This window comes from Amycolatopsis sp., assembly GCF_036008905.1.
Taxonomy (GTDB): domain Bacteria; phylum Actinomycetota; class Actinomycetes; order Mycobacteriales; family Pseudonocardiaceae; genus Amycolatopsis.
On record NZ_DASYMU010000226.1, the window covers coordinates 33,332 to 56,592 of the forward strand.

General features: G+C 67.8%; 23 protein-coding genes and 1 pseudogene. 14 read left to right on the forward strand and 10 right to left on the reverse strand.

Features of this window, described 5'->3' with window-relative positions; translation table 11 throughout:
• Positions 1 to 17 precede the first annotated feature (17 nt).
• From VGP60_RS37055 to VGP60_RS41840, 4 genes and pseudogenes are all read left to right on the forward strand, one after another.
• Positions 18 to 815 carry an enoyl-CoA hydratase/isomerase family protein gene (locus VGP60_RS37055; protein WP_327552921.1) on the forward strand — a complete coding sequence of 266 codons (798 nt, stop codon included), beginning with the start codon at positions 18 to 20 and terminating at the stop codon, positions 813 to 815.
• Positions 816 to 897: 82 nt separating this feature from the next.
• Entirely contained in the window at positions 898 to 1,704 is an 807-nt protein-coding gene (locus tag VGP60_RS37060) for an enoyl-CoA hydratase/isomerase family protein (protein ID WP_327552875.1), read from the forward strand.
• Between the two features lie 25 nt (positions 1,705 to 1,729).
• Complete coding sequence (locus VGP60_RS37065; RefSeq protein ID WP_327552876.1) at positions 1,730 to 3,019, forward strand: aromatic ring-hydroxylating dioxygenase subunit alpha; 1,290 nt, start codon at positions 1,730 to 1,732, stop codon at positions 3,017 to 3,019.
• 9 nt (positions 3,020 to 3,028) lie between these two features.
• Positions 3,029 to 3,310 (forward strand): annotated as a pseudogene (locus VGP60_RS41840) (hypothetical protein); the annotation flags it as partial.
• Here VGP60_RS41840 and VGP60_RS37070 read toward each other — a convergent pair.
• Positions 3,242 to 3,721, reverse strand: coding sequence for a hypothetical protein (locus tag VGP60_RS37070; protein ID WP_327552877.1), 480 nt, complete (start codon positions 3,719 to 3,721; stop codon positions 3,242 to 3,244). The pseudogene VGP60_RS41840 and the gene VGP60_RS37070 sit on opposite strands and share 69 nt — an antisense overlap.
• Between VGP60_RS37070 and VGP60_RS37075 the strand changes: the two genes are divergently transcribed.
• The 3 genes from VGP60_RS37075 to VGP60_RS37085 are packed head-to-tail and all read left to right on the forward strand — an operon-like array spanning position 3,693 to position 6,624.
• Positions 3,693 to 4,571 (forward strand): FAS1-like dehydratase domain-containing protein, encoded by an 879-nt coding sequence (locus tag VGP60_RS37075; protein ID WP_327552878.1) that lies wholly within the window; start codon positions 3,693 to 3,695, stop codon positions 4,569 to 4,571. The two genes, VGP60_RS37070 and VGP60_RS37075, sit on opposite strands and share 29 nt — an antisense overlap.
• Before the next feature lie 8 nt (positions 4,572 to 4,579).
• A complete protein-coding gene (locus tag VGP60_RS37080) occupies positions 4,580 to 5,734 on the forward strand; it encodes an acyl-CoA dehydrogenase family protein (RefSeq protein WP_327552879.1) in 1,155 nt (384 codons plus the stop codon).
• Positions 5,731 to 6,624: a CoA ester lyase gene (locus VGP60_RS37085; protein WP_327552880.1), complete on the forward strand. Its 894-nt coding sequence runs from the start codon at positions 5,731 to 5,733 to the stop codon at positions 6,622 to 6,624. The genes VGP60_RS37080 and VGP60_RS37085 overlap by 4 nt, the downstream gene beginning before the upstream one ends.
• A 466-nt stretch (positions 6,625 to 7,090) precedes the next feature.
• Here VGP60_RS37085 and VGP60_RS37090 read toward each other — a convergent pair whose 3' ends face one another.
• Entirely contained in the window at positions 7,091 to 8,014 is a 924-nt protein-coding gene (locus tag VGP60_RS37090) for an SDR family oxidoreductase (RefSeq protein ID WP_327552922.1), read from the reverse strand.
• Positions 8,015 to 8,062: 48 nt separating this feature from the next.
• Here VGP60_RS37090 and VGP60_RS37095 point away from each other — a divergent pair, with 48 nt between their 5' ends.
• The 3 genes from VGP60_RS37095 to VGP60_RS37105 all read left to right on the forward strand — a co-directional run bounded on the left by VGP60_RS37095 (position 8,063) and on the right by VGP60_RS37105 (position 9,297).
• Entirely contained in the window at positions 8,063 to 8,212 is a 150-nt protein-coding gene (locus VGP60_RS37095) for a hypothetical protein (RefSeq protein WP_327552881.1), read from the forward strand.
• Positions 8,209 to 8,622, forward strand: a complete 414-nt coding sequence (locus VGP60_RS37100; RefSeq protein ID WP_327552882.1) for a nitroreductase family deazaflavin-dependent oxidoreductase — start codon at positions 8,209 to 8,211, stop codon at positions 8,620 to 8,622. The genes VGP60_RS37095 and VGP60_RS37100 overlap by 4 nt, the downstream gene beginning before the upstream one ends.
• A gap of 69 nt (positions 8,623 to 8,691) precedes the next feature.
• Complete coding sequence (locus tag VGP60_RS37105) at positions 8,692 to 9,297, forward strand: dihydrofolate reductase family protein (RefSeq protein WP_327552883.1); 606 nt, start codon at positions 8,692 to 8,694, stop codon at positions 9,295 to 9,297.
• Here VGP60_RS37105 and VGP60_RS37110 read toward each other — a convergent pair.
• A complete protein-coding gene (locus VGP60_RS37110; protein WP_327552884.1) occupies positions 9,279 to 10,232 on the reverse strand; it encodes a LysR family transcriptional regulator in 954 nt (317 codons plus the stop codon). The two genes, VGP60_RS37105 and VGP60_RS37110, sit on opposite strands and share 19 nt — an antisense overlap.
• An 86-nt stretch (positions 10,233 to 10,318) precedes the next feature.
• On the opposite strand from VGP60_RS37110, the gene VGP60_RS37115 reads away from it, so the two are divergent.
• Positions 10,319 to 11,647: an aspartate aminotransferase family protein gene (locus VGP60_RS37115; protein WP_327552885.1), complete on the forward strand. Its 1,329-nt coding sequence runs from the start codon at positions 10,319 to 10,321 to the stop codon at positions 11,645 to 11,647.
• Positions 11,648 to 11,665: 18 nt separating this feature from the next.
• On the opposite strand, the gene VGP60_RS37120 is transcribed toward VGP60_RS37115, so the two are convergent.
• Positions 11,666 to 11,818, reverse strand: a complete 153-nt coding sequence (locus VGP60_RS37120) for a hypothetical protein (RefSeq protein WP_327552886.1) — start codon at positions 11,816 to 11,818, stop codon at positions 11,666 to 11,668.
• A 104-nt stretch (positions 11,819 to 11,922) separates the two neighbouring features.
• Positions 11,923 to 12,849 (reverse strand): RNA polymerase sigma-70 factor, encoded by a 927-nt coding sequence (locus tag VGP60_RS37125; protein ID WP_327552887.1) that lies wholly within the window; start codon positions 12,847 to 12,849, stop codon positions 11,923 to 11,925.
• A gap of 177 nt (positions 12,850 to 13,026) precedes the next feature.
• Between VGP60_RS37125 and VGP60_RS37130 the strand changes: the two genes are divergently transcribed.
• Entirely contained in the window at positions 13,027 to 13,512 is a 486-nt protein-coding gene (locus VGP60_RS37130) for a carboxymuconolactone decarboxylase family protein (protein ID WP_327552888.1), read from the forward strand.
• Here VGP60_RS37130 and VGP60_RS37135 read toward each other — a convergent pair.
• Entirely contained in the window at positions 13,476 to 16,037 is a 2,562-nt protein-coding gene (locus tag VGP60_RS37135; protein WP_327552889.1) for an ATP-binding protein, read from the reverse strand. The genes VGP60_RS37130 and VGP60_RS37135 overlap by 37 nt on opposite strands.
• A gap of 174 nt (positions 16,038 to 16,211) precedes the next feature.
• On the opposite strand from VGP60_RS37135, the gene VGP60_RS37140 reads away from it, so the two are divergent.
• Together VGP60_RS37140 and VGP60_RS37145 are read left to right on the forward strand one after the other, a co-directional pair.
• Positions 16,212 to 17,516: an alginate lyase family protein gene (locus tag VGP60_RS37140; protein WP_327552890.1), complete on the forward strand. Its 1,305-nt coding sequence runs from the start codon at positions 16,212 to 16,214 to the stop codon at positions 17,514 to 17,516.
• Positions 17,517 to 17,598: 82 nt separating this feature from the next.
• On the forward strand, positions 17,599 to 18,363 hold the full coding sequence (locus tag VGP60_RS37145) for a polysaccharide lyase family 7 protein (RefSeq protein WP_327552891.1): 765 nt from the start codon (positions 17,599 to 17,601) through the stop codon (positions 18,361 to 18,363).
• 120 nt (positions 18,364 to 18,483) lie between these two features.
• Here the strand turns inward: VGP60_RS37145 and VGP60_RS37150 are convergent, their stop codons facing one another.
• The 4 genes from VGP60_RS37150 to pstC form a co-directional block, all read right to left on the reverse strand.
• A complete protein-coding gene (locus tag VGP60_RS37150) occupies positions 18,484 to 20,040 on the reverse strand; it encodes a substrate-binding domain-containing protein (protein ID WP_327552892.1) in 1,557 nt (518 codons plus the stop codon).
• 15 nt (positions 20,041 to 20,055) lie between these two features.
• Entirely contained in the window at positions 20,056 to 20,847 is a 792-nt protein-coding gene (locus VGP60_RS37155; protein ID WP_327552923.1) for a phosphate ABC transporter ATP-binding protein, read from the reverse strand.
• A 125-nt stretch (positions 20,848 to 20,972) separates the two neighbouring features.
• On the reverse strand, positions 20,973 to 22,127 hold the full coding sequence (gene pstA / locus VGP60_RS37160) for a phosphate ABC transporter permease PstA (protein WP_327552893.1): 1,155 nt from the start codon (positions 22,125 to 22,127) through the stop codon (positions 20,973 to 20,975).
• Positions 22,127 to 23,116 carry a phosphate ABC transporter permease subunit PstC gene (gene pstC / locus VGP60_RS37165; RefSeq protein ID WP_327552894.1) on the reverse strand — a complete coding sequence of 330 codons (990 nt, stop codon included), beginning with the start codon at positions 23,114 to 23,116 and terminating at the stop codon, positions 22,127 to 22,129. The genes pstA and pstC overlap by 1 nt, the downstream gene beginning before the upstream one ends.
• Positions 23,117 to 23,261: the final 145 nt, after the last annotated feature.

Genomic DNA, 23,261 nt, shown 5'->3' on the forward strand with positions numbered 1-23,261 from the left:
GTCAGCGCGTGGCCAGGATGATCTGGCTGGCAGAGGAGGCTCTTTTCATGACGTTGTCCACTATCACTGTTGATGTGCGCGGCGCCGTGGCGGTGTTGACCTTGAACCGGCCGGACAAGGCCAACACTCTCAACGGACCGCTGCTCGATGACGTCGAGGCCGCGTGTGGCGACATCGCGCAGAGCCCCGAGATCCGAGTGCTGGTCGTCACTGGTGCCGGCCGGCACTTCTGTGGTGGCGCCGATCTGCAATGGGTGATGGAGACCGGCGGGCGGTCTCCCGGGCGGCACCTCGCGATCGACATTCCGCAACCAGTGATCGCGGCGATCAACGGGCCGGCGTTCGGGGGTGGTTTCGAGCTGGCCTTGGCTTGCGACTTCCGGTTCGCTGCCGCCACCGCGACCTTGGCGTTGCCCGAGATCTTGTTCGGCGCTCTCCCGATGGGCGGGGGGATTCCGCGGTTGACCAGGCTGGTGGGGCCGGCGCGCGCTAAGCGTTTGATCATGACCGGGGAAAAGTTCACCGCTCAGCTGGCCGGTGAACTGGGCATCGTTGACCGGGTGTGCGCGCCGGATGCGCTCATGACCGAGGTCGTCGAGTTCGCCGAGCTGTTGGCGAGCCGCCCGTCGTTCGCGGTGAATGCGGCGAAGTTGCTGGTAGACCAGGCAACCGAGGTGCCGCTGACCTCTGCTCTGGCCTTCGAGCGGCAGGTCATTTCCACCATGGCCGGCGATGACGAGCTGGCAGCCGCCCGTGATGCGGCGAAGAGCGGGTCTGCTACCTATGCGCGGATCTTCCAGACGGGCGGCGGATGAGGCCTCGTCAAAGTCCGCTGAACCACTTTCTGGCTGGACGGTGTCATCGAGGATGGGCCGGCAAGGAGAGGAACCTATCGTAATGACGACGCTGATCGATTCCGGTTTTGCGCTGCTGGATCTGGATTCCGACGGAATTGCCTGGCTGCGGCTCAACCGGCCGGAGGCGGCCAACGGCATGAGTGTCGAGTTCCTCCAGGCGGTACACGCCGCCATCATGCGCTGCCACGTCGAGACGGCGATCCGCGCGGTTGTCCTGACCGGGGAGGGAAAGAACTTCTGCGCGGGCGGCGATGTGCGAACCTTTGCCGCCCAGGGAGCGAACCTGCCCGACTATATCCGGGAAGCCACCGCGTGGCTCCAGACGACTGCCTCGGCGTTGACGCAGCTGCGGCCACCGGTGATCGCCGCAGTGCACGGCTTCGCGGCAGGAGGTGGTGGCTTCGGACTGGTGTGTGCCGCAGACTTCGTGATCGCGGCGGAGTCTGCGAGGTTCATGCCTGCCGCCGTGAACGTGGGCATGGTTCCAGACGCCGGTAGCACCGTGACCTTGACTCAGATTGTCGGGCTCCGTAAGGCCATGCAGATCTTCGTGACCAATCCGACTCTGACCGCGGCCGAGGCTCTGGAGGTCGGCCTGCTGACGAAGGTGGTGCCCGATGATGCCCTGCTGGCGGAGGCGTTCGGGCTCGCACACGCGATCGCGGCCGGGGCGCCTGCGGCGATAGCAGAGACCAAGCGTCTGGTGTGGCGTGGCCTGGGCTCGACGCTGGACGCGCAATTGCCGGAGGAGGCGCGCGCACAGTCTGAGCTTGCGAGGACCGCGGACGCTCATGAAGGCCTTGCTGCTGTCCTGGAACGCCGCAAACCGATCTTCACTGGCAAATAGGCAGTATTTCTGGAGGTGAGTCACGATGGCGGCCACGGTGGATAGCCAGGTAGGTGCGCAGAACTCGGCGGAGAGTCACAGCAAGGTTGAAGGGCTGATCGAGCCCACCAGGGTGCACGGCTCGCTGTACACGGAGCCGGGCATCTTTGCCGAGGAAATGGCGAAGATCTACTATCGCACCTGGGTTTACGTCGGTCACGAAAGCGAGGTGGCCAACCCGAATGACTACGTGCGTAAGAACATCGGGCCGCAGGACATCGTAATGACACGGGATCGTGACGGCACGGTGCATCTTCTTATGAATCGATGCGCGCATCGGGGAAATCTGGTGTGTGAGGATGCGGCTGGAAACTCTAGCTCGTTCCGCTGCCCGTATCACGGCTGGACCTATCGCAACACGGGCGAGCTCCTCGGCTACCCGTACAACAACGGCTATGGCGGCAGGGGAAAGCTGAATCTGCGTATGGCCAGCATCCCCCGGGTCGAGTCCTACCGGGGCTTCGTGTTCGCCAGTTTCGCGCCGGACGGTCCCACGCTTGCCGAACATCTCGGTCCGGCGGCCGGTGAGCTCGATCGGCTGGCGCGGCTGTCGCCGGAGGGTGAGATCGAGCTCACCGCAGGATGGCTCAAGCATCATGCGAAAGCAAACTGGAAGTTTCTGGCCGAAAACGAAACAGACGGCTACCACCCCCAGTTTGTGCACGGCTCCATCTTCAGCGTTACCGGAAGCCCGATAGGCCCGCTCTACAGCGAGAATTCCGCGGCGGTGACACGCGATCTCGGCAATGGGCACAGCGAGAACGACCTGCGTCCCGAGTTTCGGCGGCATGGCGAGCCGATGCGCTGGTTCGGCACCACTGAATCGCGGGTGCCGGAGTATGTGGCGGCAATGCGGAACAATTACGGCGCCGCAGCGGATGAGATCCTGATCGACGGTTCGCCGCATATGATGGTATTTCCGAATCTGTTCATCGCTGAAATCCAACTCGTGGTCATCCAGCCGCTCGCGGTGAACGAGTGTGTTCAGCACATAACGGCGATCCAGTTCAAGGGTGCGCCTGAACTCAACAGGCGCATGGTGTCGCAGACGATCGGCTCCTTTGGGCCGGCTGGTATGTTGCTCGCCGACGACACCGAGATGTACGAACGCAACCAGCGCGGGGTGGCGGCGCGCCAACCAGAATGGCTGGATATCCAGCGTGGAATTCATCGTGAGCGCGTAGACGAGCGTGGTCTCACGGTTGGGTCCGCTAACGACGAAGTCGGCATGCGGTCGTTCTGGTCGCAATACCGTCGACTCATGCAAGACGGATGACCAGCTCACATGCCGGGCACGGGTGGTGTCGTTTCCCAAGGTGATTGCGTCAGTCGGTTGAGCATAGGCGGGCGCGGCGGCGCTGGTGGTGCAGTGGAGTGGATTTCCTTGGCACGCAAGATCAGGACCGGCAACCTTAACGATCGTCCGAAACAGGTGTGGAACAGCGGGCGCAGTGAAGTAGTCAAGCGTCTGCTCGCCGATACCTGCGAAATGTGTGGGTCACATGATGGTGTCGAGGTGTGCCACATCCGGCACCGTCGTGACCTCAACGCCAGGGGACGGCCCGCCCGGGTTCAGCAGATGGCCGCGTGCCGACGCAAGACCCTGGTCGTCAGCCGCGTCTGCCATGAGAATATCCACTACCACTCCGGCGGAGCGCAGGGTCTCGACGCTACGTGTGAAGGCGGGGTTCGCCACGAACGCGGCGTTCCCAAACGGCAGGACCGCGATCGGCACCGCGCGGCAGGTGAACTCGGCAAAGCGAGTCAGCACGTAGGTGTCGGCGAGACCCGCCGCCCATTTGTTGATCGTGGCACGGCTCGGCCTCCTGCTGGGCTGACCGTGCTTCTCCGAGGGTTGGCACGCCACCTGCTCCGCCGGCACGTCGAAGGCGGCCGTCGCGAACGCCCAGCATCGGCGGTAGCGCAGCCCAAAAGTCGTTAGGAGAGCGATGACGACCGATCTGAACGCGGCCCTCAAAGACTGGGCACCCGCACCGGTGAACACCACCGGGCGGATCGATCCCCGGCCTGCCAACGCCTTCTCGGCGCTGTTGGACCTGCCTGACACTATGCACAGCGGCGACCCGCTGCCGCCGCTGTGGCATTGGTTCTACCTCCTCGACGGCCATCGCCGGTCTGAGCTTGGTAAGGACGGTCATCCCCAGGAAGGCGGCTTCTTGCCGCCGATCCCAGACCGGCGTCGCATGTTCGCCGGCGGGCGCCTGGCATGGCACGCGCCGATCCTGATCGGCGACGAGGTGACCCGCCGATCGTCGGTGCGCGGCGTCGTCGTCAAAGACGGCAGCAGCGGTGAGACGGCGTTCGTGACCGTGGGCCACGAAATCAGCCACGGTGATCGGCTGCTCGTCGTGGAGGAACAGGACATCGCCTACCGGTCGCAGCCGGTCGGTCAGGCCCAAGGGTCGCCCCGGCGGCCTGCCTCGGCAACTCCAGCCCAGGACCCAGGACACGACCTGGAGATCCGCTTCGCCACCGATCCGGTCGTCCTGTTCCAGTTCAGCGCGCTGACTTTCAACTCCCATCGCATCCACTACGACCATGAGTACGTGACCTCCGTCGAGGGGTACCCCGGCCTCGTGGTCCACGGGCCGCTGCTGGCGCTACTCCTGTTGGAGGTCCCCCGGCGGCACCGTCCCGGCGAGCGGTTCTCGTCGTTCTCTTACCGGCTCAGCAAACCGGCCTTCTCCGGAGCGGAGATCGCCGCGGGGGGCCGCTGGGGAACCAACGGCGAACTGGAGTTGTCTGCGGGCGTCGCCGGCAATGCACCATCCATCACAGGCGTGGCCGCACGGAAACCGAGTGAATGAGTGCTGACATGAATTCTTTGAATACCGAGGAACAGGCCGTTCTGGCCACGGTCCGCGATTTCGTCGACCGTGAGGTCCGCCCGGTCGTGCGCGACCTCGAGCACGCCAACGAGTACCCCGCGAAGCTGATCGAGCAGATGCGGGATCTCGGCATTTTCGGCCTCGCCGTTCCCGAGCCCTGGGGTGAGGCCCCGGTTTCCATGCCGTGTTACGCGCTGGTCACCGCCGAACTCGCCCGTGGCTGGATGAGCCTGGCCGGCGCGATGGGCGGGCACACCGTGGTGTGCAAGCTGATCCTCGCCTTCGGCACCCAGGAGCAGAAGGACCACTACCTGCCGAGAATGGCCACCGGAGAGATCCGGGCCACGATGGCACTGACCGAGCCTGGCGGGGGATCGGATCTGCAGGCCATGTCCACCACCGCCCGTCGTGACCGCGACGGCTATGTGGTCAACGGCTCCAAGACCTGGATCACCAACTCCCGACGCTCACAGCTGATCGCGCTGCTCTGCAAGACCGATCCGGTGTCCGAGCCCAAACACAAGGGTGTCTCGATCCTGCTGGTGGAGCACGGCCCGGGGCTGGTCGTGTCCCGCGACCTCCCCAAGCTCGGGTACAAGGGCGTCGAAAGCTGTGAGCTCTCCTTCGACGACTACCGGGCGCCCGCCACCGCGTTGCTCGGGGGCGAGGAAGGCCAGGGCTTCGCCCAGATGATGAAGGGGTTGGAGACCGGCCGCATCCAGGTCGCCGCCCGCGCCCTTGGCGTCGGCCGTGCCGCCTTCGACGACGCCCTGCGCTACGCCCAGGAACGCGAGAGCTTCGGCAAGCCCATCTGGCGGCACCAGTCCATCGGCAACTATCTCGCCGACATGGCCACCAGGCTCACGGCAGCTCGTCAGCTCATCCTGCACGCCGCCGAACGCCACGAGACCGGTCAACGCTGCGACATGGAGGCGGGCATGGCGAAACTGTTCGCCTCCGAAGCCGCGATGGAGATCGCGCTCAACGCTGTGCGCATCCACGGCGGATACGGCTACTCCACCGAGTTCGACGTCGAGCGTTACTTCCGTGACGCCCCGCTGATGATCGTGGGTGAGGGCACGAACGAGATCCAGCGCAACGTCATCGTCGGCCAATTGGTCAAGCGCGGCGGCCTCGAATGACGATCACCCCCGTCCGCCTCCAAGGGCCGGCGCTGTTGTTCTGCCCGGCCGACCGGCCCGAACGGGTCATGAAGGCCGCGGGCGCCGCCGACTCGGTGATCATCGATCTGGAGGACGCGGTCGCCCCCGAACGGAAGGCGACGGCCCGCGACGCACTGAGCGGCCTGCTCGGCCGGCTCGATCCCGCTCGCACCATCGTCCGGGTCAACGCGACCGGCACCTCGTGGCACTCCGACGACATGCGGGCGCTGGAGCGGCGTCCCGACGTCGTCGTGATGCTCCCGATGGTCGCCACGGCCGCGGACGTGGCGACGCTCGCGCCTCGGCCGGTCATCGCCCTGTGCGAGACAGTGGCGGGCGTCCTGGAGGCGCGGGAAATCGCGCGCGCGGCCAACTGCCGCGGTCTGATGTGGGGCAGCGAGGACTTCGTCGCGGACCTCGGCGGGCGTCCTGGACGCGCCGCCGACGGGCGGATGCGTCCCGTGGTGGCACAGGCCCGATGGAGCGTGCTCTTCGCCGCCCGCGCCGCCGCACTCCCCGCCATCGACTCGGTGTTCGTGGACATCACCGATCCGGCGACCTTGCGGGCCGACGCGGATGAGGCAGCCGACGCGGGCTTCTCCAGCAAGGCCTGCATCCATCCCACCCAGGTACGGATCGTCCGCGAGAGCTTTCGCCCCACTGCCGACGAGATGTCCTGGGCCCGCACGGTACGTGCAGCCGCTGCGAGTGAAAAGAGCGGAGCGTTCCAGCTCGACGGGAAAATGATCGACGCCCCGGTCCTGGCCCAGGCCGAGTCGATCATCCAGGCAGCAGGCGAGGGCCCGCCCGAAGACACCACCCTGGCCAGGCCCCAGCCCTCAGGACCTGGCAGGAAGGAACAACCATGAGCACGGAGCCTCAGCACGGTCGACTTGGATGCTGCGGTGATGGCTGTGGTGGGTCCGAGAAGTTCCGTTCACCCGAGGTCTGCTGTGAAGATTGCGCCGCTGACCATGTCTGAGGTCCGGGAGGCGCTGCGCTACGCCGCGAGGAACGGTGTCTGTCGGCACGGTGTGGCGGATCGGCCCTATGTGGACAGCTCCAGTGGCTGCCCGACTCCGGTGGATCGGCATCCAGCACTGTTTCGTGGCCGATGGTCCGTTTCACCGGTCAACCCCGGACGACGCGGCGGGTGACGAGATTCGCCGGTTCGAGTTGCGGGGCTTTCCCTTCAAACAAGGTCTCACGGGGAAAGCGATGGACAGCGCCATACCCAGCGCGCCGGAACCTCCGGGGCGGGCCCGCTGCAGTAGGCCCGGCCCCGGAGGGTTCCGATGGTGCCGGCGGCAAAGCCGGACAGGTCTCCGGGGCTGGTCAGGTGGTGGTGGCAGGGGTGCGGTAGTAGTGGCCCTGGTCGAGGTCTTCGAGCAGGCCGGGGTGGGCCGGCTGCCAGTCCATCAGTTCGCGGGTCAGGGTGTTCGACACCCGGGCGTTGAAACTGGTGTAGGCGCTTTGCCAGGCCAAGTGCGCAGGCGGGACCTCGGGGGTCACGGAGGTCACCGGCACGTCGAGGTGGCGGCCGATCACCTCGGCGATGTCGCGGAGCGCGACGCCTTCCTCCGCGATGCCGTGCAGCACCGACCCGGCCGGTGCCTTCTCGACGGCCAGGCGGAACAGCCGTGCGACATCGAGGCGGTGGACCGCTGGCCAGCGATGGGTGCCGTCGCCGAGGTAGCTGGAGACGCCCTTGGCACGGGCGGTGGCGACGACGCCCGCCATCCAGGCGGGGTCTCCCTCGCCGTGGACGGTCGGAGGGAGTCGCACCACCGATGAGCGGACGCCGCGCGAGGCAAGGGCGAGCGTCGCCAGGGCAGTGGCCGATCGGACCGCCATGGGCAAGTCGTCGATCGCGGGCATGTCCCGCTCGTTCACCACGCGTCCAGGCGGGAGGCCGATCAGGCCGGAGGCGAGGACGAAGGGGCGGCCGGTGCCGGCGAGCGCGTCGCCGAAGGCGTCCGCGACGCGGCGATCGGCCTCGACGGCGCCCTGGTAATCGCCGCTGAACGCGACGTCGCCCTTGAAGGCGAGGTGGATCACGCCGTCCGACGCGGCGGCCGCGTCCCGCAGGACCTCGAGGTCGTCGATAGTGCCGCGGACGACCTCCACACCGGCGGCGGTGAGCGCGGCGGCGGTGGCGTCGGAGCGGGCGAGCCCGACGACCTGGTGCCCGGCGTCGAGGAGTTCGGGAACGACGGCGGAGCCGATGAAGCCGGACGCGCCGGTCACAAAGATTCGTATGAGGAACCTCGCTGTTGATGTCAGTTGCTGTCATCAACAGTACTACACGTGATGTCAGCAACTGACATCGCTTCCGGCACTATGACGTCCGCCGCGCCGATCGACGCGCTGGCGGCGGGCAGTGGATGGGACGGCCCGGCGTCGTTCGAGCGCCAGACGCATACTGGAGCGGACGACCCCGAGAAAGGAAACACATGACCGATTTCGCCGCGATGAACGCACCGGTGATCGAGGAGTTCCGCGCCAACAGCGGCAAGGTCGGCGGTATGTTCGCCGACGCGCCGTTGATCCTGGTGCACCACTTCGGAGCCAAGTCCGGTACCGAGCGCATCGCGCCGCTGGTCTACTTCGCCGACGGTGACCGTCTGTTCATTTTCGCGAGTAAGGGCGGCTCGCCGGAGAACCCGGCGTGGTATCACAATCTGCTCGCCCACCCCGAGGTCACTGTCGAGGTCGGCGAGGAGACGTTCCCGGTGCGTGCGACGGTGCTCGAAGGCGCCGAGCGCGACGAGGTCTACACCAAGCAGGCCGCGGTGCAGCCGCAGTTCGGTGCCTACCAGGAGAAGACCGATCGGCTCATCCCGGTCGTGGAGCTGGTGCGCCAGTGACGTTCCGCGCGTCCGGCCCCGCACCGGGCCGGACGCGCGGCGTCAGCGCCCCGCCGGCGAAGGAGAGATATGAGCAAGGTCTTCACCGCCCATGCAGTCTCGGTCGACGGCTATATCAGTGGTCGCACCCCCGACGGCGACGAGGAGTTCGGCCGCGGTCTCGGTGACGCGCCCAGGCTCTTCGACTGGTACATGGACGGGGACACACCGAGCCGGTTGTTCGACGGATTCAAGCTGAGTGAGCCGAGCGCCCGGTTCTTCGACGCCATCGCGGGACGAGTGGGGGCGATTGTCGCGGGACGCACCACCTACGAGCATTCCGGCCATTGGGGAGGCGGTGGCCCGCACCCGACGGCGCCTCTCTTCGTCCTCAGCCACCGGCCCGCGCCCGAGATCAGCGAGACGCAGACGCTCGTCACCACCGGCATCGAGGACGCGATCGCGGCGGCACGCGAGGCCGCCGGGGACAAGGACGTCGCCCTCATGGGTGGCGGCGCGCTGACCTCCGCGCTGGAAGCGGACCTCGTCGACGACGTGATCCTCCACCAGGTGCCCATCCTGCTGGGCGGCGGTCGCAGCTTCTTCCAGGAGCTCCCGAAGCACGTGCGCCTCCGTCTGCTGGAGGCCATCCCGGCACCCGGCGTGACCCACCTCCACTACGAAGTCGTCCGATGATCGGCGCCCACGCCGCCCTGGCTGGGTGATACCCAAGCGCCCTGGGTACCGGCCGGCATCGGCAGGCGGCGCATCGTTTCGAGCACCAGGTCGACCGCGGCTCGCGGCCGCGAGCCGCGCCGGACCACCGCCGTGATCGTGCGGGTGACAGCCGGTGCCAGCTCGCGCGTGGCGACCCGATAGCGGGGATCGACGGCGAGCGCGGGGAGCAGGGCGACCGACAGCCCGGCCTCGACGTGCTCCAAAGTCATCAGGTAGTTGCTGAACCGGCAGACCACTCTCGGCTCGAACCCCGCCTGCCGGCACAGCCGGGTCACGAGGTTCGCCATGTAGGACTGGGGTATGTCGAACGCCCAGGGCTCACCGGCGTAGGCGGCGAGGTCGGCCGGGCCGCGCCCCGCCTTGTCCGGCGGCACGACGAGCACGATCGGGTCGGTGGCCAGCGGGACGACGTCGACGTCCGGGCCGAGCGGCAGCTCGACGGAGTCCGGTGTCGTGATGATCAGGTCCGCGTCGCCGACGCGCAGCGCCGGGATGCTCTCGTGCGGTTCCAGCTCCAGCAGTTCGACGTCGACGTGCGGATGGGTGCGTGCCAGCTTGGTCACCGCCGGGACGGCGAGGGTGTGGATCGCGCTCTGGAACGCACCCACCCGCACGAGCCCGGCCGGTTCCTCACCGAGGCTGCGCAGCTCGGCCTCGACGGTGTCGATGTGGTCGAGGATCGCACGGGCCCGCCGTGCCAGCATCAGCCCGGCGGGCGTGAGCCGGACCCGGCGTCCGGTGCGTTCCAGCAGCTGGGTACGGGTCTCCGTCTCGAGGACAGCGAGCTGCTGGGACACGCTCGACGCGCTCAGGTTGGCCGCTTCGGCGACCGCGCGGACCGTGCCCAAGGTGTCCAGCAGGCTCAGCAGCCGCAGCCGCCACGGGTTCAGCATGCGCCCATTGTTGTGCGGTTCTGCCGAACAGCACAGTCGGAAACGTGAGATGGACGTGTCGCTCGAGGGCTCCTAACTTCGACGGCATGGCTACTCCGAGCACCGCATCGCCGTCCATCGAGTTCTGGGCCGACGCCGGACGGCACCTCGTCCGCTACGGCGGTGAGTTCACCCCCGAGATCATCGACCGCGCCGCCGGGAGCTTCCTCTACACCGAGGACGGGCGCCGCATCCTCGACTTCACCTCCGGTCAGATGAGCGCGATCCTCGGCCACTCGCATCCGGAGATCGTCGACACCGTGCGGCGGCAGATCGGGTCGCTGGACCACCTGTTCAGCGGGATGCTGAGCCGCCCGGTCGTCGATCTGGCCCGGAGGCTGGCCGGGACGCTGCCCGCGCCGCTGACGAAGGCGCTGCTGCTGACCACGGGCGCCGAGTCGAACGAAGCGGCGATCCGGATGGCGAAGCTCGTCACGGGCAAGCACGAGATCGTGTCGTTCGCGCGGTCGTGGCACGGCATGACGCACGCCGCGGCGAGCGCGACGTACAGCGCGGGTCGCAAGGGCTATGGCCCGTCGGCGCCGGGCAACTTCGCCATCCCGGCGCCGAATCCCTACCGGCCGGACTTCACCCACGCCGACGGCTCGCTCGACTGGCGGCTTCAGCTGGACTTCGGGTTCGACCTGATCGACGCCCAGTCCGTGGGCAGCCTGGCCGCGTGCATCGTCGAGCCGATCCTGTCCTCGGGCGGCGTCCTCGAGCCGCCGCCGGGCTACTTCGCCGCGTTGCGGGAGAAGTGCCGCGAGCGCGGGATGCTGCTGATCCTCGACGAGGCCCAGACCGGGCTTTGCCGCACGGGTACGTGGTACGCGTTCGAGCGCGACGGCGTCGTCCCGGACATTCTGACGCTGTCGAAGACACTTGGCGCCGGTCTGCCGCTGGCGGCGGTGCTGACCAGCGCCGAGATCGAGCAGGAGGCGTACGACCGCGGTTTCCTGTTCTTCACCACGCATGTTTCGGACCCGCTGGTCGCGGCGGTCGGCAACACGGTGCTCGACGTCCTGACCCGCGACCGCCTCGACGAGCGCGCGCTCCAGCTCGGCGGGTTGCTGCGCCACGGCCTCGAGCGGATCGCCGAGCGGCACGACGTCGTGGGGGACATCCGGGGCCGGGGTCTGCTGGCCGGCCTCGAACTGGTCGTCGATCGGGAGACCAAGACGAGCTCCGACGAACTGGGCGCGGCCGTCACCCGGCGCTGCCTCGAACTCGGCCTGCACATGAACATCGTCCAGCTGGCGGGCATGGGCGGGGTGTTCCGGATCGCGCCACCGCTGACCGCGACGGAGGAGGAACTGGGACTGGGCCTGGAAATCCTGGACCAGGCCATCGCCGACGCCTCGGCCAAGTGGTCGTGAGTGGCCGGGGCTGGTGGGTCAGAACTCGGTGTGGCCCAAAGACGGACCGGGCAGGAAGCGAGCTTCGGGTTCGAGCATGGTGTCCAGTTCGAGCACGACGATGTCACTCCGGCTACGACCACGGTCTTCGGCTCGCCGCCGACCCGCGGTGACAGCCGTGTTCGCCGCCAACGACCAGATGGCACTCGGCCTACTCCGCCGCGGCGGCGGTGAGTGTCCCGACCGAACTGGTCGTCCGCTCGAGCACCGCCGCGCCGCTGAGCGACTAGGACGCCTCAGCGGCGCAGGGCGGTCTCCTGTTCCATGTGCGACAGCTTCTCGGGATTGCGCACGGCGTAGATCCCGGTGACGAGGCCGTCGTCGATGCGCATCGCGAGGACGGTGTCGATCTCGCCGTCCTGCCGGAGAATCAGTGCCGGGTAGCCGTTGACCTGTGCCGGCCGCAGTGACGCCGCGGCGATCCTGCTCAGCCCGGCGGCCAGCACGCGGGCCACGTTGCCGGCTCCCACGATGGGGCGCGGCACGGCCTGTTTGATGCCGCCGCCGTCACCCAGGAGGACGACGTCCGGGGCGAGGATGTCGACGAGCCGTTGGAGGTCGCCCGTTTCGACCGCCCATTGGAACGCTTCGAACGCGTTTCGGGTCTCGGCCGGGGAAATGTCGCCGCGCGGCCGGCGCGCGGCGACGTGTGCCCGTGCCCGGTGGGCGATCTGGCGGATCGCGGCCGGGTTCTTGTCGACGGCTTCGGCGATCTCGTCGTACCCGAGGGCGAACACGTCGCGTAGCACGAACACCGCCCGCTCGGTCGGTGTGAGTGTCTCCAGCACCAGCAGCATCGCCATCGAGACGCTGTCGGCCAGTTCGACGTCCTCGGCCACGTCAGGTGTGGTGAGCAGTGGCTCGGGCAGCCAGGAGCCGACGTAGGACTCCTTGCGGCGGCCGAGCGTGCGCAGCCGGGTGAGTGCCTGGCGGGTGGCGATCCGAACCAGGTACGCACGCTGGTTCTCGACGGTGCCGAGGTCGACGCCCGCCCATCGCAGCCAGGTTTCCTGGAGAACGTCCTCCGCGTCGGCGGCCGAGCCGAGCATCTCGTAGGCGACGGTGAACAGCAGGTTGCGGTGGGCGAGGAACGCCTCGGTCGCCGGGTCCTGGCTCGTGCTCCCGTCGCGATCGTCGGGGGCGGTCCGCGACGTGCCGGCCATGGTGGCTCCTGTTCGTTCTCGACTGTTTCGCCCATCGGACACCGGTCGCCGCCGTTTTGTGACACCGAGACGGTAGCCACCCGCTGTGGCGTGCGTCACGTAGCCGCGCTGTCACACAGTTCGGGCCGGCGGCATCTGGTGTTCGTTCACTGCGACGCCACGAGTAAGGACGAAGTCATGGAAGCCCGATTGAACCTGTTCGACAACGAGCTCGCCGCCAAGTTCGGCAAGCGGTTCGCCAACCTCAGCATGGTGCTCGACCAATCGCTGTTGCCGAAGGCCACCCAGGAGCTGGTGTCGCTGCGCGCCAGCCAGATCAACGGGTGCGGCTTCTGCGCCGACATGCACACCAAGGACGCCGCGGCCGCCGGTGAAACCGCGGTGCGGCTCAACCTGGTCGCGGCCTGGCGTGAGGCCACCGTGTTCACCGAGGCCGAGCGGGCCGCGTTGGCGCTCACCGAGGAGGGCACCCGGCTCGCCGACGCCCACCACGGCGTGTCCGACGAGACCTGGGCCGATGCGCGCAAGCACTACGACGACGACCAGCTCGTCGCGCTGGTCGCACTGGTCGCGCTGATCAACGCGGCCAACCGGCTCAACGTGATCGTGCGCAGCCCGGCGGGTTCCTACGAGCCCGGCATGTTCGCCAGTATGAAGAGCTGATCGGCGGGCAAGTCCCGGCCCGGGATCATTCGATCCGAGCCGGGCCCGCGCAGGTCGTCTGACGCACTGAGTGTGCTCGCGGGTTCGCCGGTGTCGGCGCCGGCGAGCTGACCGGCTCGCGTGAACCAGGTCGCGATCGCGGGTCGTGACCGGATACCGAGTTTGGCGCGGATGCGCTCGAGATGGGTGGCGACTGTCCGCGCCGAGATCAGGAGTTGCCGGGCGATCTGCTCGTTGGTCAGGCCGTCGGCGACCAGGGCCGCCACCGTGTGTTCCTGTTGTGTCAGCAGGTTTCCGCTTGAAGCCGGCGAATGCGTACTGGTGCCGAGCGCGTACGCGGCGGCGCCGGCCAGCCCGATCCGGCTGCCGGCGGCCGTGGCCGCTTGAGCCCGGCGCGTGCCCACGCGCGCAGCGGTGTTCTCCGCGGACCGCTGGACCTGTCGCTGCCAGACGGGTTCGGCCACGGCGCGCTCGGCCTTCCGAATGGTTGCCGCGCAGGCGATCAGGCTCAGCCCGCGTTCCTCGGCGTTCTGTGCGGCCAGTGCGATGCCGAGTCCTTCGAGGAAATAGGGGATCTTCAGGCCGTCGGCCGGGTTGCCCGACCGCAGCGCGTCGACGAAGGCGGTTTCGGCGCTGCCGTGGTCGCCTTCGGAGAGCGCGAGCGCTCCCGCGGTGTGGAGCACGCTCGCCAGTCGTCCAGGCGTGGCGTGGGCCCTGGCCAGTGGCAGGGCTTCGGCAAGCATCGAATGCGCGAGGTCCGGCTGTTCCCACTCGAGTGCCGCCCAGGCCAGATCGTTGAGCATCACCGAAAGTTCCGCCGGGTCGCCGAGTGTGCGCACGATCCCGAGCGCGCGGGCGTACCCGTCGTAGGCCTCCCGGTGCTGTCCCAAGGAACGCTGGCCCGCGGCGAGCAGGTCCAGCACCGAGGCCAGCCGGCTGGGCCGATCGAGGGTCCGTTCGAGCGCCAGCGCGTCCTGCCCGATCCGCAGCTGTTCGGCGTAGTTCCCGTGCCGGTGGATCGCTTTGCACAACGCGGCGAGCAACGAGGCCGTCAGATCCGGCTCGTGCCATACCCGCGCCAGTGCGTCGTTGAGCAGATCCTGGCTGCGCACCAGGTTCCGGCCCAGTGCCAGCCACGACCGGGCCAGTCCACAAGCGAGCACGGCGAGCCTGGGATCGTCGCGGGACACCAGCCACTCGATCGCGGCGAGCACTTGGTGCTCCCGGGCGGCGATCTGCGCGCAGACCGCGGGCGGAATCAGGAACGAGTTCAGATGCGGTTCGATCGCGGCCGCGAGATGGGAAGCGAGCCGTTCCTGTGTCGCGTCGGATTCCCCTGCCGTGGCAACGAGGGTGCGGCCGTAGGCGCGTACGAGGTTCGGTTGGCGGTGTGACATCGATCCGTCCGCACCCGGTACCGACACCAGGAGGGACTTCGCCTCGAGCCGGCCCACGATGGACAGCGTGGGCTCCGCGGCGAGCCCGTTCCCCGTGCCGACCGCGACCGCGATCTCCGTGTCGAACGGACCGGTCAGGACGGAAAGGCGCCGCCACACGGCCTGCTCACCGGGATCGAGGAGCCGGTAGCTCCATTCGATCGCCGAGCGGAGGCTCCGGTGCCGTGGGTGCACGGCCCGGTCGACGTCGTTCGTCAGTTCGAGTGGGTCGGCCAGCAGGTGGCGCAGGCCGGCCACCCCGAGCAGCCGTACACGCTGCGCCGCCAATTCCAGGCCAAGCGGTGTTCCCTCCATCTCGTGGCAGATCGCCACGACATCGGCCATGTTGCCGATGGTGACCGTGAACCCGGGGTCCGCCCGCCGGGCCCGGTCGACGAAAAGGCGGACGGCTTCGATCCGGCAGAGGCGATCCGGCGTCATGTCCTCGTGGGGTCCGGGCAGTGCGAGCTCCCGTACCGGGTAGATCTGCTCGCCGGGGATCCCCAGTGCTTCCCTCGCCGTGGCCAGGACGTGAACATGGGGACAGTCCCGCAGGATGGCGGCCACGGCCGCCAGGCAGCCGCGGACGACCTGCTCGCAGTTGTCCAGCACCAGGAGCACTGCGTGGTCCGTCCGCCCGCGGGTGGCGCGGACCGGTTCCCCGTCGGCCTTGACGGCGTCGCGGAGTGCGGGCAAGACCTGCTCGTCCCGGTCGATACCGGAGAGATCCACCCAGAGGACACCGTCGAGGAACGCGGGCCGGGCCCGGTCGGCAAGCTCCACGGCCAGCCGGGTCTTGCCGACTCCGGCCGATCCGATGAGGGTGACGAGCCGGTGCCGGGTGAGCAGCCGGCGCACATCGGCCGTCTCGCGTTTGCGCCCGATGAACGTGTCCAGCCCGCGCGACAGCAACGGGAGACCGGTGGTGTCGCGGCGGGTCTCCGTGGCTACCCGCCTGCGGTACGCGCGTTGTCGGCAGGCGTTCGAGCAGTGCCGCGCCGGGCGTCCGCCCGGATGGGGGGACGTGGCCGGATCGCGGGCGGGCAGTGCCGTCCCGCAGGCGGCACACCGGGCGTTCGGAGCGGACATGAACCACCTCAGGTGATCTGTAACGAGATTCAGCTGTGAAAAATGTTGTCTGCCCTGGGTTTCGTCACGCTTGCACAACTTGCCGACTGGAAGACGTCGGTTCAGGACCTTAACTTGTGTTTACATACATGTCACTTGTTCATGTACTTGAACGGAGTTGCGGTGTTGCCACTCATGTCGTTTCGCAGCAAACTGGGCCGTCTCGCGGCCGTCGCCATGGCAGGCGTGACGCTGTGCGCCACTTTTTCGGGCGTCGCCACCGCCGATCCGGCCACCTTCCTTGATACGGCCCGTCGGCCGGACACCGTGGTGCTCGACGGCGGCCAGCTCGTCCGGAACAAGCTCGCCCTGCGCGCCGGTGACCGGATGATGCGGACCTCCTTGAACGCGCTGCTCGCCCAGGCGAACGTGGCTCTGACCAAGGGGCCGTGGTCGGTCACGGACAAGACCCAGGTGCCGCCGAGCGGTGATCGCCATGACTATATGAGCCTCGCGCCCTACTGGTGGCCGACGCAACCCCCGACTCCGGAGAACCCGCAGGGCTGCCCGTACGTGGAGAAGGACGGCGTGCGCAATCCCGCCACCGACGCGATCCCCGACAAGCCGTCACGGCTGACCGCGTTCAACTCGATCTACCAGCTGTCGCTGGCGTGGTACTACACGCGAAACCCCGACTACGCCCGGCGTGCCGCGTTGGACCTGCGTACCTGGTTCCTCGATGCCGGCACCCGGATGAACCCCAACCTCAACTTCGCCCAGGGCATCCCGTGCATGACCGACGGCCGGGGCATCGGGATTATCGAGTTCTCCTATACGTTCACCCAGGTGCTCGACGCGGCCGCGATCCTCAACACCGGCGCGCCGGGATGGAGCGGAAGCGACGACGCCGGGCTCAAGACCTGGTCCGGTGAGTTCCTGACCTGGTTGCAGACCAGCAAAAACGGCAAGGACGAGGCCGCGCAGCAGAACAATCACGGCACGTTCTACGACATGCTCACCGCTGGGATCGCCCTCTATACCGGCGACCGGGACACCGCGCGGACCCTCGTCAAGACCGCTGCGACCACCCGCATCGACAAGCAGATCGCGGCCGACGGCAGCCAGCCGATGGAGGCCACCCGCACCCGCAGCTACCACTACTTCACCTTCAACCTGGTCGCGATGACGCGGCTGGCGCGCATCGGGCAGCACGTCGGGGTCGACCTGTGGGCCTACCGGACACCCGCGGGCGGCAGCCTGGCCAAGGCCGTCGACTTCCTGATCCCGGCCGCGACGCGCGGGCAAGCGCATTGGCCCTTCCCGGAAACCGACTTCACCCAGTACGCCGCACTCGACTCGCTGCACGCCGCCGCGGACGCCGGCGACCGCAAGGCCAAGGCCGCGCTGCGGCACGTACCGGTACCACCAGGTGGCGACCTCTACCCGGTGCGGCCCGCGGCCGAGCAACTCGACGACATCTCTATCGTCACCCCCGGCTGACGGCACCCGCCGACCGAGCTGCGCCTCAAGATCCCGCCGCCGTCTTTCCGATCCCCGTCCCCGTCAAAGGAGATCAAGACCCATGAAGCGTCTACTGTGGATGATCGCTCCGGCAGTGGTCGCCGGTCTGTGCGTAGTCCCCGCACTGCCGTCCTCGGCGTCGACCGGGCAGGCCGAGGCATGCAGCTACCCGGCTGACGTCCTCGCACTGACGAACTGGAAGCAGACCCTGCCTACGGGATCGTCCAGCAAGCCCACCGAGATCACCCAGCCGAAGCTTGCCACCTATTCGGTCGATCCTTGGTTCAAAGCGGCCTCCGGCTGCGGTGGCGTCCAGTTCCGGGCGGCGGTGAACGGGGTGACCACCTCCAACTCCGGCTACCCGCGCTCCGAGCTGCGCGAGATGACGAACGGCGGCGCCGGCCTGGCAAGCTGGTCGACGACGTCGGGCACCCACACGATGATCGTCGACCAGACGATCACCCAGCTGCCGTCGGGGAAGCCGGAAATCATCGCGGGCCAGATCCACGACTCCAGCAGCGACCTGACGGCGTTCCGGCTGAAAGGCACCAGCCTCTACATCAGCAAGGGCAACGACTCGACCTACCAGCTCGTCACCAGCTCCTACCAGCTGGGGACGAAGTTCGAGGCGAAGTTCGTCGCCGGTGGCGGCAAGGTGAAGGTGTACTACAACGGTGCCCTGAAGGCGACGGTCTCGTCGAGTTCGTCGAGCAACTTCTTCAAGGCAGGTGCCTACACACAGGCGAACTGCACCAACGCCTCGCCCTGCTCGTCGAGCAACTACGGCGAGGTCGTGATCCACAACCTTTCCGTCACCCACAAATAGTTCAGCGGTCACTCGTGAGTGTTTACGAGTGTTCTAACACTTGTTGCCACTCACGACCCCACCTGGCCAGCGGAAACCGCGAGGGGTCTCCTTGCCGAGTGTTCGGCACCCACGCACTGGTCACGAACCTTTGATCTTGCGGACCAGTCCGCGTATCGCGAGTGGCGTGACGATCGCGGCGAACAGCACCAGCGCGGCCCAGCCACCGAAACCGCCGGGAGCGTTTTCCCCGTACGCGGCGGGCTCGGCGTCGCGCCAGTTCTTGGAACCGCCGTTGGCGAGGTCGGCGTCCGCTTGGGTGCTTGCCGAGGCCGGTGCCGACTCCGACGCGGGACCTGAGGCCGGACCGGTCGTCGCCGAGGGATTGCCGTTGCCCCCGTTGGTCAACTTGCCGACGCCGCCGAGTTTCTCGAAGGGGTCCGGCGGACTGGACGCACCGGCACCGAGACCGCCGTGGAAGGTCGGGTTCGCGCAGTTTCCGGCATTGAGCTGTTTCGCGGGTCGCCCGGTCAGCCGCGCGTTGGCGTTCATCATTTCCTGGGACAGGTTGGTCGGGAGCGGGGAATACCCGACCTTCGCCATGTTGACCTGCCCGTCGCAGGCGATGTGCTCGAGGAACGCCGTCATGGTGTCGGTCTTGGCTTGGTCGCCGTAGCCACCGCGGCACGTGTCGCGGCCGGTGGTGCAGGGCATCATGATGTAGGAGTACGCGGAGATCGGGTAGGTTTTCGGGTCTGGGTTGGTGTAGACCTTGTCGAGTTTCTGGCTCAGGTCCGGGCGGAGTTCGGCGGCGGTCAGCGCGGCCGCGATGTTCTCCGCGAACGGCTGTTTGTATTCACCGGCTTGGTTTTCCACCCACACCGTCGGCACTTTGTAGCGGAGTGCGTAGCTGAATTCGTCGTATCCGATGGAGTAGGGGACGTTCCCCGACTTGATGCCCGTCGCGATCTGCTCGGAATCGGCGAACAGCCGGTACCACTCGGCGTCCGGGCCCCGCGTCGGCAGCTGGATGGGCCGCACGCCGGGCGGGAGAGCCCCGATTCCTGTTCCGGCGTTGCGGGTGACGAAGCTTTGGTAGGGGCCGGGTGCCGATTGGGCGATGAAGTCGTAGAACAAAGCGGTCGTCCCGGACTGCCCGGTCCGGCCGAGTAGTGTGATCGGCTGATCGGGAAGCGCCTTGCCACCGTTGGTCGCCGTGATCGCCGGGTCGCTCCAGCGGGTGATGTCACGGCTGAAGATCCGCCCGATGACCCCGCGGGTCAGGTGCAGGTAGTCGACCTGGGTTCCGGCCGCGTCCTTGACGTTGTACATGACGGCGACGGCCCCCGCGACGTCCGGGACGTACTGGTAGCCACGCTGCTCGGCCGATTGACCGCCACCGCCGGCGGCCTTCAGCGAGCTGACTTCCGCTTCCGTGGCACCGAAATCGACGGTCTGGTCGCCGAACTGGTTCACCCCGGTGGGCGAGCCCAGACTCGAGTAGTTGACCGGGATACCCCGGGCGGAGGCCCCGCGTTGCCAGTCGCTCATGGCGGGACCGACGTAGGTCGAACCCGAACCGGTGATCTGGGTGAACGCGTTCGCCGCCGGGGCGAGCGCGAGCTGGGACCCGGCGGCGACGGCGAAACAGGCGGCGAGCGCACCGAGTCGTCGCGCGAGGGAAGTCTGGTGGATCATGGGTTTCCCTTCGCCTCAGCCGAAACGGCCGTTGACGTAGTCGTAGGTGCGTTCGTCGGCTGGGGCGCTGAAGATCGTCTCGGTCGGGCCGTGCTCGATCACCCGGCCGGGCTCGTTCTCGGCCGCGAGGAAGAACGCGCAGTGGTCGGAAACCCGTTGGGCCTGCTGCATGTTGTGCGTGACGATCACCACGGTCACCTCCTGGCCGATCTCGGCGATCGTCTGCTCGATCCGCCGCGTCGACGTCGGATCGAGTGCCGAGCAGGGCTCGTCCATCAGCAGCACGTTCGGCTGGACCGCGAGTGAGCGTGCGATGCACAGCCGCTGCTGCTGGCCACCGGAAAGGGCGCCGCCGGGTGAGTTCAGCCGATCGCGGACCTCACGCCACAGTCCGGCCCGCTCGAGACTTTGCTCGACGAGTGCTGCCTTGTCGTCGCATTTCACCCCGGCCAGTTTCAACCCGGCGAGCACGTTGTCGCGAATGGACATGGCGGGGAACGGGTTCGGCTTCTGGAAGACCATGCCGACCCGCAGGCGGACCTGCTGGGCGCGGGTCCCGTCGGCGTAGATGTCCTTGCCGTCCAGCAATACTTCGCCCGCCAGCGTCGCGGACGGAACCAGTTCGTGCATCCGGTTGAGAATGCGCAGGAACGTCGACTTCCCGCAGCCCGACGGGCCGATCAGCGCGGTGACCTCGCGGGCGGGCATGTGCAGGGAGACGCCTTCGAGCACGAGCCGGTCGCCGAACCAGGCGGCCACCTCGCGGGATTCGAGTTCGGCGGCGCCCGGGGGAGGGCCGCCGGTCAGGTGTACTTCCCTGGTCGCGGCGGCCGGGCCGTCTTCGTACTCGGCGTCGAGGTAGCCGATGCCGTCGGGAACGGTGGCCGCGTCGTCGTCCTTGTTGTCTACATCGGACAGTTCGGTGGTGTCGGTCACCGGGTCTCCCGTGCTCTCTTCGTGGTGGTGCGTTTGGCTTTGCGCTTCGACCGGTCGCGTCCGACCAGCCGGGCGATGGCGAACAGGGTGAAGATCAGCAGGATCAGCACCAGCGCGCCGACGTATCCGCGTTGCTGGACGTTCTCCAGCGGTTCCTTGATGTAGCGGAAAACGAACAACGGCACGCTTTCCTGTGGCCCGGAGAACGGATTGGCGTTCATGCCGAGCGCGCCGAACGAGGTGAACAGCAGCGGCGCGGTTTCCCCGGCCACCCGCGCCACGCCGAGGATCACCGCGGTGGTGACGCCGGTGCGTGCGGTCGGCAACACCACCGACCACACCGTCCTGGCGCGGCTCGCACCGAGCGCGAGGGAGGCTTCACGAAGGCCGTTCGGCACCAGCCGGAGCACGACGTCGACGGTGCGGGTCACCGTGGGCAGCATGACCATCGTCAGCGCCAGCGTCGCCATGAAACCGTTGAAGCTGAACAGGCCCACGCCCGCCTGGATGCCGGGAATGATCAGCGCGGCGTACACGAACAGGCCCGCGACGATCGAGGGAAGCCCGCTCATCGCGTCGACCAGGATGCGCACCGGGCGGCGGAAGCGTGAGCGGGTCTCGTTGAGGAAGATCGCCGTGAGCAGACCGAGCGGGACGACGAAGACCAGGGTCAGCGCGGTCTGCTGCAGGGTGCCGACGATCGCGTGGAGGCCACCGGTTTCCGACGCCGGAGCGGTCGGGGCGACGGTGGACATGTCGTGGGTGAAGAAATCGAAGCGCAGATACGGCGCACCCTTGACGACGATGTAACCGAGCAGCAACAGGAGCGGCACCAGCAGGCCGAGCGCGCCGGTGACGACGACCGTGGACACCAGCCTGTCGACAGCGGTCAGCCTGCCCAGCCGGTCGCGGGTGACGAGGTAGAGCATGACCAGATACAGCGCGTAGGCCACGATCAGGTCGGCCAGCCAGCCCGGCGAGACCAGCAGCAGGTGCATCAGGAACCAGGTGAGCAGGGTCGCGGACACCGCGCAGCCGAGCGCCGCCCACCGGTCCTGCGGGGTGGTGGCCGACGTCCGGCGTTTGAGCATCGGCCGCGGTTTCGGCGGGGCGGCGGCGACCTCGTCCGGAGCGTTCATCGTGGTGGTCATCAGGCGTCGACCCCCGCGCCCGACCGGCTCTTCGAGATGATCACCGAAGCGGTGAAGTTCGTGGCGAGGGTGAAGACGAACAGCACCAGACCGGCGGCCATCAGCCCGCTCAGAGCGAGCCCGGAGGCTCCCGAATGGTTGGCGATGTAGCCGGAGATCGTGGCGCCGCCGAATTCCAGGAAGTGCGTGGTGATCTCCGGAACCTGGGGCAGCAGAAGGGAAACCGCGATGGTCTCGCCGAGTGCGCGGCCGAGTCCGAGCATCGACCCGCCGATGATCCCGCCGCGGCCGAAGGGCAGCATGACGGTTTTCACCATGCCCCACCGAGTGCTGCCCAGCGCGAGCGCGGCTTCCTTTTCGCCCGGCGGGGTCTGCGTGAACACCTCACGGATCACGGAGGTGGTGATGGGCAGGACCATCAGCGACACCACGAGCCCGGCGATGAACATCGAGTTGATGAACAGCGCGTTCTCCTGGGCCGCGAACGGGGGGAACCAGCCGAAGTTGTCGGTCAGCCAGCGCGACACCGGCACGATTTGGGGGCCGAGGAAACTGAACCCCCACAGGCCGTAGAGCAGGCTGGGGATCGCGGCCAGCAGGTCGACCAAGCCGGTCAGGAAACCGCGAAGCCTGCCGCTGGCGTACTCGGTGATGTAGAGGGCGGCGAGGATGCTCAGCGGAACAGCGACGCACACGGCGATCAGCGCGACCACGATCGTGCCGTAGAGCAGCCCGAGGACGCCGAGCGCGCTGTTGGCCGGGTCGAAGTCGATCGTGGTGAAGAAACCGAAGCCGCTGGCGTCGAAGGCTGGCCTCGAGCGGTAGACGAGGAAGAACCCGATGACCACCAGGATGCCCAGCATCGTGAGCCCGGCGCCGGTGGTCACCCGGCGGAACGCGCGGTCCGCCTTCGACGGCTCGTCGGAGACCGCTCGCCGGACCGGGGAATCCGGCGGAGACGGTTCGGGCCGGGGGAGCGCGATGGTCACGTGCTGCCTTCCTTCACCTTCGGCTGCTGTTGATCGGGTTCCCTGCGGGCAGCGTGCAGCGCCCCCGGAACACGGCGAGTATGGAGTCCTTTCCGCCGCGAAAGGTGTACGTGCGGGGAACGCCCGACGGGGCGTTCGTGAATCA